Origin of the sequence: Mucilaginibacter gossypii (genome assembly GCF_900100945.1) — a bacterium.
In the GTDB taxonomy this organism is placed as follows: domain Bacteria; phylum Bacteroidota; class Bacteroidia; order Sphingobacteriales; family Sphingobacteriaceae; genus Mucilaginibacter; species Mucilaginibacter gossypii.
Window position 1 is genome coordinate 244,258 of the sequence record NZ_FNCG01000001.1, and the last position, 14,991, is coordinate 259,248.

Consider the following 14,991-nt stretch of genomic DNA (forward strand, 5'->3'; position numbering starts at 1 on the left):
AGGGCGAGAAAATTATATTCAAGGTTGTTTTTCTGTTTTTAAGACAGCCTGATGTTTCTTCTACTCGCCTTTGTCCAATTGATATTTAATTTACCTGAGGTTTTTCAAACTCGTTTAATCGATAGGAGACCTGGAAATTTGCCCGGTGTTTTCTGATAAACTCTGATGGATTGACGCCGAATTGTTTGTGAAATTGTTCCCTGAAATATTTGATATCGCTGATCCCTACCTGTATTGCCGCCTCGTTGATATTACAATTGGTTTGGATAAGAAGCTCGGCAGCTTTACGCAGGCGAACAAACCTGATAAAGTTATTGATAGACTGACCGGTAGTGCTTTTGATCCTTTTAAATAATGTTGGATAGCTAATGCCGACTGCATCGGCAAGGGCATAAACATCAAAATTGTCGCTGTTGAAGTTTTGCTCAATAACAGCAATACAGTTGTTGAGCAGGTCTTTATTTTCCCGCGAAATATTAATGGCTATGTTTTCCTTCGTAACCTCCTTATAAAAATATTGCTGAAGTTTGGTTTTATTCCTCAACACACTTTTAACCCTTGCTGTGAGCAATTCTTTATCAAATGGTTTTCGCAAAAAGTCTATTGCGCCTTGTTCAAGGCTTTTAACCATAATATCGGGTGTGGTATCGCCGGTGAGCAAAATAACCGGGATATGCTTTATCGCCGCATCTTCCATAATCATTTTACATAAATCCAACCCGTTTATTCCGTCCATTACAATATCGCTGATGATCAGATCTGGTATATATTTTTTAATCAGCTCAAGACCGGTTGCTCCATCTTTTGCTTCAAGAACTAAATAGTCGGCAAAAAATATTTTTTTGATATATGTCCTGATCTGTTCATTATCGTCAATAACAACGAGGGTATGCTTTTCCTGGCTAAACAGTTCAAGCTTCTGTAATTCACCATTCTCTTCAATCAGTTCTTTACTGTCATGATCTATAAGGTCATTTACAAAATTATAGTCAGGAACTGTTACAATATTTATCTCCTCTGCCGAAAAGTGTTTTATTCCTTTCGATAGCTTTAAGGTAAAGGTTGTTCCGCCATTTTTATTATTTAAATAATTTATCGTGCCCTTATGGTAATCAATAAATACTTTAACCAGGTACAAACCGATACCAAAGCCCTTTTTAAAATAATTATTGTCCTTTACCTGATAAAATTTATCAAACAGTTTATCGCCGGTGTCGGTATTGATACCAATGCCATTATCTGATATTTTAAAGTAAACATGTGTGTCATCTTCTTCTACAAAAATCTTGATGGTGCCATGATCAGGTGTAAACTTAACCGCATTCGAAATAAGGTTAAACAATGAGATCTCTATTTTTTCGACATCGGCAAATACCGCGATATTCCTGCTGGTTGTTTCAATGTTAAAATTCAGGTTTTTGATTTTAGCCTGATGTGCAAAGCACGAAAATACCTCTTCGCATACCCGTACAAAATTTATCTCACTTATATTTAACTGCGCGTTTTCGCTTTCAGTTTTGCGAAACAGCAGTAGGTGATCTACTAATCCTAATAAGCGGCGGGCATTCCTATATACTGTATTTAGCTCGTCCGAATGGCTTTTATTTTTGTCCAGCAGATCTTTGACAGGATTAATGATTAGCGTAAGTGGCGTTCTGAACTCGTGCGAAACATTGGTAAAAAAAGCGAGCTTTTTTTCATTCAGTTCTTTTTCCTTTTCAACCTTTAAGTTAGCCAGGTTAATTTCAAATTTAAGCTTTGCCTGCTTTACCCGATATAAAAGATAAAGGTATATTATCCCAAAGATAATAACCAGGTATACCCCGTAGGCCCACAACGTTCTGTACCATGGCGGAAACACAATAACTTTAACACTGATCTGTTTCGGCATCCAGTTTCCCCGGGTGTCTGTAGCTTTGATCCTTAGCCTGTAGCAGCCTTCATTTAAATGAGTGTAATATGCAGATTTGGTCTTGCCCACATAGTTCCACCCATGGTCCCATCCCTCAAGATAATAAGCATATTCAATTTTATCCGGAAACGAATATTCGAGCGCCGTGTAATGAACGGTAAGCGCAGCCTGTTCATAATTAAGCTGGATTGTTTTAAGATCGGCTACAGATTGATTTTTGAGCAATTCGCTGGAGCCATCGGTTTCTAAATTGTCAATTTTCAGGCCGGTAATACGAAGATCGGGCCGATGGTCTGCTACCTGTATGCTGTCGGGATTAAAAATGTTAAATCCATTAATCCCTCCAAAGGCCATGTTGCCCGATTGAAGCCGGATAGCCGCGTTGTAATTAAATTGGAGGCTTTGCAAACCATCAGAAACAATATAATTTGTAAACTTATTTTTTGCCAGGGAAAACCTGCTTAAACCATTGTAAGTACTGCACCATAGGTTTTCTTTATTGTCGATAAGAATGTTAAGGATTGAGTTACCTGGCAAACCATTAGCCTTGGTATACCTCACACTGCTCATATCAGGAAGGTTGAATTTTAGCAATCCACCACCCTCAGTGCCAACCCATAAATGGTTTGAATTATCAGCCGCGATGGTTCTGATGCCATAGCCCACATTAAAAAAATGATGAGCCTTCTTAACGGTATCTATTTTAATGAGCCGGGTGTAATTACCTGCCCATAAGTTTCCATTACTGTCTTCAAATATAGCGTGTATGTTAACCAGGTTTTCATCAAATAGTTCAAAGCGGTCATTTTTTCGGTTATAAAGATATAATGGGCCACCCCTGGTAGTACCTGCCCATAAATGGTGCCTGGAATCTTCAAAAAGTTTCCATAGGTTTCTATCGGTTGTTTGGGTTAATGTATTATAGCAGTTGTAATGCTTGAATTTGCCGGTAGCTTTGCTAAACTGGTCAATACCACCGTTGAAAGAAGCAACCCATATTTTATTATCGAAGGTTTTAAGTATGCTTACAATAAAATCGGTACTTAAGCCTCCGCCGGTTGATGCATGAGTATAGCCGGTGTATAAATTATTTTTAATGTCCCAGTAAGAAAGCCCGCCGCCATCGGTGCCTATCCATAGGTTATGCTTTTCATCTTCGCAAAAGGAAAGAATAAAATTGTTGATCACACTGTTTTTGTTGAAGGGATCGTTGTTAAAAAGTGCAAATGGCTTTTTAAAATTGTCCACCACGCTAACCCCACCGCGCAGCGTTGCTATCCACTTTCTTGATTCCCTGTCATTATAAACAGCGGTAACAGCCCCACTGCGCAATGAACCCGCTTTGTTACCATTGGTAATAAAAGTGAGTTTGCCACTATCTGTATTTAAAATATTGATGCCGCCACCGTCGGTAGCTATCCAGATATTACCTTTTTCGTCGAGAGTTAAATTGGATATGTTATCGCTGGTAAGTTTATCAATAGCCAGTTGAAACCTCTTGATAGCTCGTGTTTTACTGTCAAATATAAACAAGCCGTTTTCAGTGCCTATCCAAAGGTTGCCCGCTTTATCTGAAAGCAGGCAACTGGCATTGTAAAGTTGAGTATTGATGATATTTATACGATCAGATTTTGGATCGTATAAACCCAGCCCGCGGTTTTTTACAAATACCCAAACGCCTGCCCGGGTAGGGCATAATGCTTTTACACTATAATTATATTGGTCGGTAAGCCTCGTTTGCAGGTAAAGTTTCCTGGTTTTATCATATCTCAATAATCCCAGCTCATCGGATCCTATATATATACTGCTATCCTTACCGGTTACAATAACATTTATATTTGAAGCTATTTTTAACCGGCGCCCGCTGTTGTGCTCCCGGAAATATTCCGGATAAAAATAAGAGTCGGGGTAATTATAAAAAACAAGCCCGCGTTGTGTGCCTATCAATATTTTGTTACCAACACCATTTAAGGCACTTATATGATTGTATGGGAGGGATTTGTTGTTGTTCCACTCGTTTCTGTAGACTTTAAATTCATCGCTGTCATACCGGTTTAAGCCATCATAAGTACCCATCCACATAAAACCATATTGATCCTGGTAGAGAGATGTAACCGCATTATTAGATAGTCCGTTTTCGATACCAAGATACCGCACGGGCTGCCCGGCTGTGAAACCAAAAACATTTAGGTAAACGAAAAGGAACAGGAAACTAAAGTATATTTTCGGATTTAAGATGTTATTTATCCTACTATGCAACATAAATTATTAGTTAATAACTGGTAAGTAAAAATATCAAAATGATTTACAAAAGTGTCTTGTTTTTTAATCCAAGTGATAATGTTACAAAGCAAGGGCAGAGTAGTGTTCAGGGAGATGTTTTGAGTATATGTTTATAAGCTAATTGCTTCTATACTACCAGATAGGTTTCTGTATCTTGATTTTTACAGGCAATTTATTTTACCCCCTTAAATTTAGGGTTTTACCCCCTTTTTTTCTAATTCTATTATTGCATTTTTGATCAGCAGCCGATTAAACCGATATAGCAATCTGCTTTTTTATCTTTCGGGCAATAAACTAATAGTTAGATAATCAAAAAATATGTCATGATAAAGCGTGGACTCACTTTTTCAATACTGAATGTTTTATTTTTAATAAGCCTGCCCATATTGCTGGCGTTGAAAAGCCCGGACCCAAAATTGAAAGTTAAGTGGGAACAGCTTTTTAACGGAAAGGATTTAACGGATTGGACTGTTAAAATCAGGAAACATCAATTAAATGAAAATTTTGGTAACACCTTCAGGGTTGTTGATCATAAGATCCAGGTAAATTATGATCAATATGAAAAATTTGATGACCAGTTTGGGCATTTGTTTTACAAAAAGCCTTTTTCATATTATCTTATAGGTGTGGAGTATCGTTTCACAGGTAACCAGGTAAAAGGTGGCCCCGGATGGGCGTTTCGCAACAGCGGAATTATGATACATGGTCAGGATCCTAAAACTATGAAGGTAGACCAGGATTTTCCAATATCCATTGAGGTTCAGTTGTTGGGCGGCAATGGTAAAGATAAAAGGCCGACCGCGAACGTGTGCACCCCCGGTACACAGTACGTTTTAAATAACTCGGTTGTTAAAAGTCATTGCCTGGATTCAAAATCCGAAACCTTTCATGGCGATCAGTGGGTTAGGGTGGAGGCTCTTGTTTTGGGCGATTCGCTGGTGGTGCATTATGTAAACGGAGAAGAAGTGTTACGTTATCAGCGCCCGCAACTGGACCCGGTTGGCAGTACAGAGGAGGGTGCGTTGTTAAAAAGTGGTACAATTTCCCTGCAAAGCGAAAGTCATCCTGTTGAGTTTAGGAAAGTTGAAATTGTTGATCTTGAAAAATACGCGCATGATCGTCAGAAATTGGCCGACGTAGTTAAGCAGTTAACCGCTGAGAAACGGATTCCTAAACAATAAATAAAATAAAAAGACTAATTTGACTGCCTTTTACCTGTATAATTAAAAATAAAAATGTTAAAGTTTTCCTTAACCCTATTCCTCTGTTTATCTTTCTTTTTGACGTTCAAATATTTTGCAAATACCCGCAGTAACGAAGCGGGACCCACTAAACCAAATACTTTGGCTTCAATACGAGGACAAAGTCATTCTAAGAGCGATTCGCTCCATTGGCCAGCCGGCTTTACAATCACCAGGTTTGCCGGACCTGAGCTTACACCAAGTCCGGCTTGTTTAGCTGTGGCTGCCACAGGCGAGGTGTTTGTTGGCGTTGATATGATTGGTTCGCTGGGTAAAGACCCCGGAAAAGGGCGGATAATTAAACTTATCGATAGCGATAATGATGGTAAGTTAGATAAACATACAGATTTTGCTGATGTTGATGATCCGCGCGGTATACTCATCATGGGCGACCAGGTTTTTGTGCTTCATACAGTTTTTTCAAAAGAAACTCTTAAGGCAACTGGTATGATCCTTGAAGTTTTTGAAGATAAAGATCATGATGGCATAGCCGACGGGCCGCCAAAACCACTCGTCGAGCACCTGAGTAATGCTCACATGCTGGTTGAACGCGGAACAGACCATGCCACTAATGGCATCCGTATGGGGATTGATGGATGGATCTACATAGCTGTTGGCGATTTCGGCTTTCATGATGCTACCGACCGCGATGGTAAAAAACTGACCATGCTTGGCGGCGGCATTATAAGGGTAAGGCCTAATGGCGAAGAAATGGAGGTTTATACTCATGGTACCCGCAATATTTATGATGTTGCTATAGATCCGTACATGAATGTATTTACCCGAGACAATACCAATGATGGCGGCGGATGGAACATCCGTTTTTCGCATCATATTCAATCGGGCGAATATGGTTACCCCTTATTATTTCAGCATTTTACAGATGAGATTCTGCCCGCCCTGGTTGATTTGGGCGGAGGTTCAGGCACAGGTTCGCTATTTATGGATGAACCTACCTGGCCCGAAAAATATAACCATGTACCTATGACGGCCGACTGGGGACGGAGCGAACTTTATATTAATAGGGTAAAACCAGATGGTGCCAGTTTTAAACAAACTGAGGAACCGTTTATTGAACTACCTCAGATCACTGACCTTGATGTTGATGGTTCGGGGCGGCTTTATCTTTCAGCTTGGGATGGCGCGGGATATTCGGGCAGTGCATCAAAGGGCTATGTTATCAGGGCCATACCTAATGGATGGAACTATAAAGCATTTCCTGATGTTAAAGCGCTGGCCGTAGCTGATTTGGCCAATATGTTAAAATCAGAAAGCGCAGTGGCGAGATTAAATGCTTCACAGGAACTTATTACCAGGCCGGCTGACGAAAGCAGCAAGGCAGCTTTTGCCATAGCATCAGATGCGAGTGTTGCTTTATATGCACGGGTGGCTGCTCTTTTTACTTACGGACAAATTGCCCGGGAGAGCGGAATAGCTAACCTTGTACAACTTACGGAGGATAATGCTCTGAGGGAATTTGCATTACGAGCCTTAACAGACAGGAAAGAAGGAATAGCACAAGTGCCAATAGCTCCCTTTTTGAACGGGCTGAAAGATCCGTCTCCGCGCGTGAAAGCTGCGGCAATTATAGGTTTGGGTCGTCTTGGCCGTTTAGAAGCCGCTCCTCAATTGCTTAAAACGCAAGTTCCTGCAAGTTTTGCAGCACCTGCTAAAAATACCGAAGGGCCGCACGCCACGCCCAATTCGGCCATAATACTGCCCCATCTGGCTGTGAGGGCACTTGTAAGCATGAATGCGGTTGATGAATGCGTTAGTGCAATTGGAACTACCAATTCGACATTAGCATTATGGGCATTGCGGTATATGTACGATACTAAAGCGGTAAACGGTTTGATTGTCGCTTATCCCAAAATCAAAGATGTAAAAACAAAGAAACAAATATTGGTAACCCTGGCACGCCTTTATAAGCAGGAAGCTCCCTATGATGCATCCTGGTGGTGGGGAACCCGGCCCGATTCACATGGCCCAATTTATAAGGGTATAACCTGGGGTGGCTCGGCTCGTATCGAGAAGTTCCTGACGCTTGAACGAAGCAAAGCAGGCGCTGCCGGCAAGCAATTTTATGCTGACCTGAATGAGCGCCACCAAATGGGGATCACGGCTTTTGGCGGCGAGGAAAAAAGTGTTCCAACAAAAGAGATTAAAGTAGATTTGTCAAAGATCCTGAACAAAAAAGGGCAGATCGGTAATTCATCTATTGAAGATGTGATGTTAATGTTAGCCAAAGTTAAAGGAGATCCAAAGAAAGGAAAGGCACTCTTTACGCAGCAAGGTTGTGTAGCCTGCCATAGCCTTACCCGTGGCGAAAAATTAAAAGGCCCGTTTATGGGACAGATAGGATCTATCATGAACCGCCAGCAAATTGCCGAATCCATCTTAAAACCCAGCGCTTCTATTTCGCAGGGATTTGCCACTGTGATGATCACAGCTAAAGGGAATAAAAATTATATGGGATTTATTACAGATGAGTCTGCCCAAAAAATAGTGATGAGAAACATTACCGGAGATGTATTTACCATTAAATCCAGCGATGTGATTACCAGGAAGGAACTGAAAACATCTATGATGCCTGTTGGGCTTGCCAATGCATTATCATATGATGAATTTGCATCACTGGTTACTTTTCTATCTCAGCAAAAAAATTAAAGATGAGGAAGAAGTCTGAAGCTGCTTGAAAACCAGCGGTTATAAAGTATCTTCGTGTTTAATTAGTTGGCAACTTGCTTCTTATTTAGCAGGTTGCCTGCTCAAATTTAAACTACACTATGCAACACAAAGCTATATCGCTTAGGCCATTCATCGGCGCTAAAGATTTTGAAATATCGCGAAGTTTTTATCGCGACCTGGGATTTGAAGAGGTTGTACTGGATGCCAATATGTCGGTGTTCAAGACAGGTCAGCTGGCATTTTATCTTCAGAACGCTTACGTTAAAGATTGGGTTGATAACACCATGTTGTTTCTGGAAGTTGATGATGTTGCCCGCTACTGGAACGAGTTGCTGGCTCTTGATCTGCCTGCAAAATATGCCGGCGTAAGATTAACCCCAATCCGTGTAGAGCAATGGGGTAGGGAATGTTTTTTACATGACCCTTCCGGAATCCTCTGGCATTTTGGTGAATTCTTTAACAAGCCTTAATTTTTTTCTGTGCCCTAAAGCCGGAAAATAATGGGCCCACCACATCCCAATTTCGGGCAAGCTTCAGTGATTTTTGATACTCTGGATTGATCGATGTATTCGTAGGAGAACAACGTGCTCTGCTTGTAGCAAATGATGTAAAAAATCAATGAAATCTCCGGTGAGTACTTACTGTATCATAAATCATGATCAGCCTCTTCTTTTTTTGCCTTACTCAGATTCTTAAGCGATATATAGTTTTGGATTGACTGTACTAACAGAAGGGTTAACAGGGTTAACACAATTTAGGGTTGTTTTGCATATCTGATTAATAATCATTTAATTGTGTGTTTTTTTCCGGAAACATGTTAACCCCCTTTTGAATAAATATTATCGGTTAGATTTCAATTCTTAGGTAAGGATTGTCTGTTTAATTTTTATACAGCCTTAATCTATTTATCCAAAAGAATCCAACTACTCCTGCCTTTCTATCTAATATTAATTATCATGTCACTGCATAGTAATAATTTGTACAAATATTTAAAACAAATGTTTTAATCAAACGATTGATTAATTTGTGCCATTATTTAAGACAAAAAAATTTATCAAATGGCCGAGTCAGGATTTAAAAAGTGGATCATTACCATCACGGTAATCATTGCTTCATTGTTAGAATTAATAGATACCACCATCGTTAACGTTTCCATTCCTCAAATTCAGGGTAACCTTGGGGCCACCATAACTGATGCTGCCTGGGTAGTTACGGGTTACAGCGTAGCAAACGTTATCATTTTGCCCATGTCGGGCTGGTTGAGTAGTTTTTTCGGTCGTAAAAACTATTTTTTAACGTCCATCATTGTATTTACCATTGCCTCGTTTTTATGCGGTAATTCCAGCAGTCTTACGGAGCTTGTTGCTTTCCGGATTTTACAGGGCTTAGCAGGTGGCGGTTTGCTTTCAACATCACAGGCTATCCTGATTGAAACATGGCCGGCAGAACAGTTAGGCACTGCAACAGCTTTATTTGGATTGGGCGCAGTAGTAGGGCCAACCATAGGCCCTACAATTGGTGGTTACATAACAGACCATGCGGCATGGCGTTGGATCTTTTACGTGAATATCCCTGTAGGCATCCTTGCATCGATATTTACAGTGATGTACGTAAAAGTGACATCCCGAGATGGCAAGGACAAACCTATTGACTGGTGGGGGATTGCTTTGTTAGCAATTACGGTAGGAAGTTTACAAACAATATTAGAGAAGGGAGAGGATGAAGACTGGTTTGCCACTACTTATATTATTGTACTCAGCTGTACAGCGGTTATCGGCCTGCTGCTTTTCTTGTGGCGTGAGTTAAGCACCGATCATCCTATTGTTAATTTCAAGATCATGCGGCACCGCAGCTTTTCGGCCGGGATGGTTACTTCCTTTATACTTGGTGTTGGCTTGTATGGGTCGCAGTTCGTTTTTCCGGTTTTTTGTCAAAACCTGCTGGGGTTTTCGGCACAGCAAACCGGCGAGATCCTGCTGCCGGGTGGTTTGTTCACCATTATGATGATGCCTTTTGTGGGTATTATGCTTAATAAAGGTTTACCTGCACAGTTTATGGCTGTGGGGGGCATGATATTGTTCTTCATTTTCTCCTGGTTTATGAGCGGCTCGACGCTGGTATCAGGTACCGGCGATTTCTTTTGGCCTTTGGCTATCAGGGGGATCGGTTTGTCACTCCTTTTTGTTCCGCTTACTACTATTGCCATCGGTGGCTTAAAGGGGGCTGAGATAGGGCAGGGAACCGGCTTAAATAATATGATGCGTCAGCTTGGCGGTTCGTTTGGTATTGCCGGGTTAAATACGCTGATCCATATCCGCGTGGCAACGCACCGCAATAACTTGTTAAGTAATATCAATCCGTATAATAACTATTTTACCGATAGATATAACGCACTTTTGCACGGGTTTATGGCTAAAGGGAAATCTTTTTTTGATGCTTCAAAAATGGCCTATGCCGCTATTGACGGTACTGTAAACAAGCAAAGCACACTGCTAAGTTATAACGACGCTTACATTGTGGTTGGTTGGGTGATGCTGGCAGCCATTCCGCTGATATTTTTAGCGCCGATTGTAAAAGGGCAAAAGGCTGTGGCTGATACACATTAATCAGCCCCGGATGATATATGTTTTTGAATGACTAAATTTGAAACATATATCATCCATGACTACAATAGCCGAAACAACAACCGAAGAAAAAATACTGAATGCTGCAAGGAGCATCTTCACTAAAAAGGGCTTCCTGGCAACTACTGTACGGGACATAGCTACCGAGGCCAATACCAACGTGGCATCGGTTAACTATTATTTCCGCAGTAAGGAAAATCTTTTTGAGTTTATCATGGACGAAACCATAAAAAAGCTTTTTGATAAAATTGAACCGGTTTTAAACGACGAGGCTTCTACCGCTATTGAAAAGATAGAGATTTGCGTAGGGTATTATATCGACCAGCTTTTAGAAAATCCTGATTTTCCATTTTTTATGGTAAACGAAGTGCTTGCAGGGCACACCACCTTGCCCATGGTCGAAAAAATTAAGACATTAACCGATTCTGTTTTTGCCAGGCAGCTTTATGCATTGCAGGCCGATGGCGTCATGAAATTTCATCCCATTAACCTGATGTGGAATATTGCCGGTATGATTGTTTTCCCTTTTCTTGTGCGACCGAGGCAATTGGAGGCAGGCTATTTTGATGCCGCCGAATTTACAACGATGATAAAGGAAAGAAAGAAGCTGATTCCAATTTGGATAGCACAGGCTTTAAAGGGTGTGTAGGAATATTGATATTATCAAAATAATTTATTCCCCAACGGCCTTCATGGTAAACATGCTGCTGTAATACTTACGGTAGCGTAACCCAGCAGCAGGTTAGGTACTGCAAGTGTAACACCCATGAGCCAGCCCGATGTCGCACTAAAAACGTATGAAACAATAAAGCATTTAAACTGACCGGGAATAATACAACGGTCGAAAACGGCGCGTAACGATTAAATATCAATGATAGTCCGCTAACTATTTGTATGACATTTTGCATAGGATAAAAAATATCCCTTGCCTTTGGGCGTGCTATGAAAGCCACTGCTTTGCCTGCGTGAAGCGATTGATAGGTTATGAAATGTAAAAAGTAATTGAGCCCGAATATCAGATAAAGCGAGTCGGGCAGTACACGGTAAATCAACGTTGTGTTTTTCATGAAGTGTTAATAGCCAGGCTTAATTTATTGAAGATTCCGCGGTCAAAGTCATATTCCGAAAATATATGATTGATCTTCCTGGAAAATAGAAATAAGCAACTTGGAGAGCCCAATAGCTCCAGGGAAAGTTTTACCTCGCGATAATATGCAAATGCTCTTCTTTTAAAAAGTCATGCAAATCAACTTCCAAAACCTTTGCTATATCAATGAGTCTGGCAAGGGTCAGTTTAACATTTCCTAATTCAATTTTACTGAACGTGTTTTGTGATACGTTGAGCTTGTAGGCAACGTAAAACTGAGTGTAATTTTTTTCTTGCCTTACTGTACGGATCCTGTTGGCTATAAGTTTTTCGGTGAGCATTTGTTGTTGCTGGTTTCAATTATAAACGTAATTGTGAACGCCCCGGATTGGAAATGCATGTAATAAACAGGTGAGTTGTTTATTATGCCGAAAACATAGCTTTACTCTAAAATAGGGTATTATTAACTTGTTGATAATTAGATTTTTGTGTGTATTTTTGATTGATTGTAAATCTGTTAGCTGCCGTGAATCGTAGTTTCTTCCAAACTAATTGAAATAATAATTTATGAAAAAAATGATCATCGCGGCCTTTGCATTAGTAGCTTTTGCAGTAGTCCCTAAAGTCAACGCTCAAACCAAAATGGTAGGCGGCGCGGCTATGTACCCCACCAAAGATATTATTGATAATGCTGTAAATTCAAAAGATCACACTACACTTGTTGCCGCTGTTAAGGCAGCGGGCCTGGTTGAAACCCTAAAGGGCGAGGGCCCGTTCACCGTTTTTGCGCCAACTAATGAAGCATTTAGTAAACTGCCGAAAGAGACCGTTCCAACTTTATTAAAACCAGAGAATAAAGCAACGCTGACCAAGATCCTAACTTATCACGTAGTAGCAGGCCGTTTAAGCTCGGCAGATTTATGGACTAAAGTTAAGGCAGGTATGGGGAAAGCTGAACTAAAAACTGTAGCGGGCGGTACACTTACTGTTATGGCAAAAGGCAAAAAACTATACCTTGTCGACGAAAAAGGTGATAAATCATGGGTCACCATTGCCGATGTGTTTCAAAAAAATGGTGTTATCCATGTAGTTAATACTGTGCTGATGCCTAACTAATAGAAGCCCAAATATAAAAGAACGAAGCCCTGTTGCTTAAAAAAGCGCCGGGCTTTTTTATTGGGGTACGCCAGTACACGAGGCGAATTAAATTGTATTTAGTTGATTTTGTATGGATTACGCCGGATTTAGTTTAAATTAGGTTAAAAGTATCCATATGGAAAACTACTGGCAGGAAAAAAAGGAATGGCTCAATAAATTGACCCTGGAAGATGCAAAGTTCATATTTGAACAGGCCGAAAAATCATATAACTACACCATAGAAACTGCAAAGGGTATTTATGAACGATCAAACGGATTATTAACCCTGGTTTCAGGTGTTTTAATTGGTCTTGTGGCTTATGCTATCGGAAAATGGAAGGATACACCTCACCTGGATAGTTTGTTGTTTACAGCAATTGTAGGGATCTTTTATTTTTTGATAGTAGGTTTAATGTTTGTACTGCAAGGCTTAACCCCAAGTGAATATCTTTTGCCAGGTACAAATCCCAAAGTATACTTTGATAAGGCATTTTTCCATAAGGATATTGCTGATGATGAAAGGATCCTGAGGTTTTACAAAGTTGAGATCATCAATTACCAGGAACGGATTGAGCAAAACACAAAGAAAAACGATTATAGATGGAATATTTACGTACTTTGTTTACGGGCAATATTTTTTTCGCCCATAGTTATGGGGATAGCTTTTGCTATTGCAACTATAGCTTCCTGACTACTCCGCTCCCAGATAATCCGCCTGATCAGACGATGACAGGTCGTTATCATCCCATAAACCGGGGGTATCTATATCCCCTTCCAAATAGGGCTCGCTGTCTTCGGCACAAGGCATGGCCTCATCAAGGTTAATGTCTGACCTGCCCACACGACCCTTGCCTGATGTTTTGATATCCCATATATCAGGGATATTTCCACTGTCTTCTTCAGGGGTTGGGGTTTCGTCAGGATCTGGAAATTGGCTCATAATCAAATAATTATTGCTAAATAAAGTTAAATGATAATTTGCATAATACCAAATTGAAATATATTTCCAGGTTCTTAGAACAGCTTCCTCAGGGTCTGTCGAAAGAGTCCTCTCAATGTTTATCTCATGCGTTCTTTAATGCCGACAAATCACATTGCAGATCTTTATCCCAATTACCCGTTTTAGCCGCGGCGTCATACGTGGATTGCAAAAATTGAAGCAGAGTCCGTTCCGGGTCGGCCGATCGGGAAACAACTTCGTAGGTCAATAAAAACTCACCCATTTCCCCGCTGTAAAATGCTTCGGGAGGCGATACTTGCTGTTTGGCAAAATCTTCGGGAGTAGGGTAGCAATATGCGTAAAAAACGGGATGAGGGAAGGCATCTGAGCCTGGCCAAAAGCCGCATGAGCTTACTTCCTGCGAATAGGCTTCCTGCATTACTATCGCGGGCATATTGGGAACGCTGCCCTGGTGTTTTGGTGCAGGCCTGCCCGAAAAGCGGGTGACCGCCAGGTCAAATCCTCCCCAAAAGAAATGTACCGGGCTATTTTTTCCTTGAAACCCGGCCCTGAACTCTGTGAAAACATTATGGATCCTTACCAGCGCCTGCCAGTAATCATGCATAATGGAAGCATTATAGTTACATGGCGTATGATTTTTGGCAAAAGGAATAGCCGGCTCCACTTCATTCGGCACTGCATATATTTCTACGCCTGCATTAACTGAAGCAATGCTATTCATCAGGGAACTGTAAAAGGCGGACACGCTTCCGGTACCGAGCCCAAACGATCGTTTTTCTCCGGTACTGGTGGATATATTCAGGGTATGACTGATAAAATCAAGATCTATCTGGAAAACGCCGCCCTCAAATGGCATACTTCCGGTAGTTAGACCGGTTGAACTTACATAAAGGGTTACCTGCCATGAATGATTGATCCAGGGCATTTGTTTTAGTCTTACCTTACCAATGATTTGAGTCCACATATGAACACTTGCAAGGGTATCTTTAAGATCATGGTAATCGAGCCTAGGCCAGCGTGTTGTTGTCGGGTTGCTCATAGGTGTAATTTGTTGAGTT

The 14,991-nt window shown here is 40.8% G+C and carries 12 protein-coding genes; 7 read left to right on the plus strand and 5 right to left on the minus strand.

Annotated features, from left to right (window positions below):
- Window positions 1-85: 85 nt before the first annotated feature.
- Window positions 86-4,174, minus strand: a complete 4,089-nt coding sequence (locus tag BLS28_RS01135) for a hybrid sensor histidine kinase/response regulator transcription factor (RefSeq protein WP_091162438.1) — start codon at window positions 4,172-4,174, stop codon at window positions 86-88.
- 344 nt (window positions 4,175-4,518) lie between these two features.
- On the opposite strand from BLS28_RS01135, the gene BLS28_RS01140 reads away from it, so the two are divergent.
- From BLS28_RS01140 to BLS28_RS01160, 5 genes are all read left to right on the plus strand, one after another.
- A complete protein-coding gene (locus BLS28_RS01140; RefSeq protein WP_091162440.1) occupies window positions 4,519-5,376 on the plus strand; it encodes a 3-keto-disaccharide hydrolase in 858 nt (285 codons plus the stop codon).
- A 162-nt stretch (window positions 5,377-5,538) separates the two neighbouring features.
- Window positions 5,539-8,103 (plus strand): DUF7133 domain-containing protein, encoded by a 2,565-nt coding sequence (locus tag BLS28_RS01145; protein ID WP_218134329.1) that lies wholly within the window; start codon window positions 5,539-5,541, stop codon window positions 8,101-8,103.
- A 119-nt stretch (window positions 8,104-8,222) separates the two neighbouring features.
- On the plus strand, window positions 8,223-8,594 hold the full coding sequence (locus tag BLS28_RS01150; protein ID WP_091162444.1) for a VOC family protein: 372 nt from the start codon (window positions 8,223-8,225) through the stop codon (window positions 8,592-8,594).
- Window positions 8,595-9,182: 588 nt separating this feature from the next.
- Window positions 9,183-10,730, plus strand: coding sequence for a DHA2 family efflux MFS transporter permease subunit (locus BLS28_RS01155; RefSeq protein ID WP_091162446.1), 1,548 nt, complete (start codon window positions 9,183-9,185; stop codon window positions 10,728-10,730).
- Window positions 10,731-10,785: 55 nt separating this feature from the next.
- Window positions 10,786-11,397, plus strand: coding sequence for a TetR/AcrR family transcriptional regulator (locus BLS28_RS01160; protein WP_091162448.1), 612 nt, complete (start codon window positions 10,786-10,788; stop codon window positions 11,395-11,397).
- A 67-nt stretch (window positions 11,398-11,464) separates the two neighbouring features.
- Here the strand turns inward: BLS28_RS01160 and BLS28_RS30450 are convergent, their stop codons facing one another.
- A complete protein-coding gene (locus BLS28_RS30450; RefSeq protein WP_143020669.1) occupies window positions 11,465-11,815 on the minus strand; it encodes a hypothetical protein in 351 nt (116 codons plus the stop codon).
- Window positions 11,816-11,945: 130 nt separating this feature from the next.
- Complete coding sequence (locus tag BLS28_RS01165; protein WP_091162450.1) at window positions 11,946-12,176, minus strand: helix-turn-helix domain-containing protein; 231 nt, start codon at window positions 12,174-12,176, stop codon at window positions 11,946-11,948.
- A gap of 226 nt (window positions 12,177-12,402) precedes the next feature.
- On the opposite strand from BLS28_RS01165, the gene BLS28_RS01170 reads away from it, so the two are divergent.
- Together BLS28_RS01170 and BLS28_RS01175 are read left to right on the plus strand one after the other, a co-directional pair.
- A complete protein-coding gene (locus BLS28_RS01170) occupies window positions 12,403-12,951 on the plus strand; it encodes a fasciclin domain-containing protein (RefSeq protein WP_091162452.1) in 549 nt (182 codons plus the stop codon).
- A 157-nt stretch (window positions 12,952-13,108) separates the two neighbouring features.
- On the plus strand, window positions 13,109-13,663 hold the full coding sequence (locus tag BLS28_RS01175; protein ID WP_091162454.1) for a hypothetical protein: 555 nt from the start codon (window positions 13,109-13,111) through the stop codon (window positions 13,661-13,663).
- On the opposite strand, the gene BLS28_RS01180 is transcribed toward BLS28_RS01175, so the two are convergent.
- Window positions 13,664-13,912, minus strand: coding sequence for a hypothetical protein (locus BLS28_RS01180; RefSeq protein ID WP_091162456.1), 249 nt, complete (start codon window positions 13,910-13,912; stop codon window positions 13,664-13,666).
- 124 nt (window positions 13,913-14,036) lie between these two features.
- Window positions 14,037-14,972 (minus strand): DUF5996 family protein, encoded by a 936-nt coding sequence (locus BLS28_RS01185; protein WP_176844332.1) that lies wholly within the window; start codon window positions 14,970-14,972, stop codon window positions 14,037-14,039.
- Between the last annotated feature and the right edge of the window lie 19 nt (window positions 14,973-14,991).

Coding starts and splice junctions, on each gene's coding strand:
- BLS28_RS01135 (WP_091162438.1), bottom strand. CDS start 4,174: ATGTTGCATAGTAGGATAAATAACATCTTAAATCCGAAAATATACTTT.
- BLS28_RS01140 (WP_091162440.1), top strand. CDS start 4,519: ATGATAAAGCGTGGACTCACTTTTTCAATACTGAATGTTTTATTTTTA.
- BLS28_RS01150 (WP_091162444.1), top strand. CDS start 8,223: ATGCAACACAAAGCTATATCGCTTAGGCCATTCATCGGCGCTAAAGAT.
- BLS28_RS01155 (WP_091162446.1), top strand. CDS start 9,183: ATGGCCGAGTCAGGATTTAAAAAGTGGATCATTACCATCACGGTAATC.
- BLS28_RS01160 (WP_091162448.1), top strand. CDS start 10,786: ATGACTACAATAGCCGAAACAACAACCGAAGAAAAAATACTGAATGCT.
- BLS28_RS30450 (WP_143020669.1), bottom strand. CDS start 11,815: ATGAAAAACACAACGTTGATTTACCGTGTACTGCCCGACTCGCTTTAT.
- BLS28_RS01165 (WP_091162450.1), bottom strand. CDS start 12,176: ATGCTCACCGAAAAACTTATAGCCAACAGGATCCGTACAGTAAGGCAA.
- BLS28_RS01170 (WP_091162452.1), top strand. CDS start 12,403: ATGAAAAAAATGATCATCGCGGCCTTTGCATTAGTAGCTTTTGCAGTA.
- BLS28_RS01175 (WP_091162454.1), top strand. CDS start 13,109: ATGGAAAACTACTGGCAGGAAAAAAAGGAATGGCTCAATAAATTGACC.
- BLS28_RS01180 (WP_091162456.1), bottom strand. CDS start 13,912: ATGAGCCAATTTCCAGATCCTGACGAAACCCCAACCCCTGAAGAAGAC.
- BLS28_RS01185 (WP_176844332.1), bottom strand. CDS start 14,972: ATGAGCAACCCGACAACAACACGCTGGCCTAGGCTCGATTACCATGAT.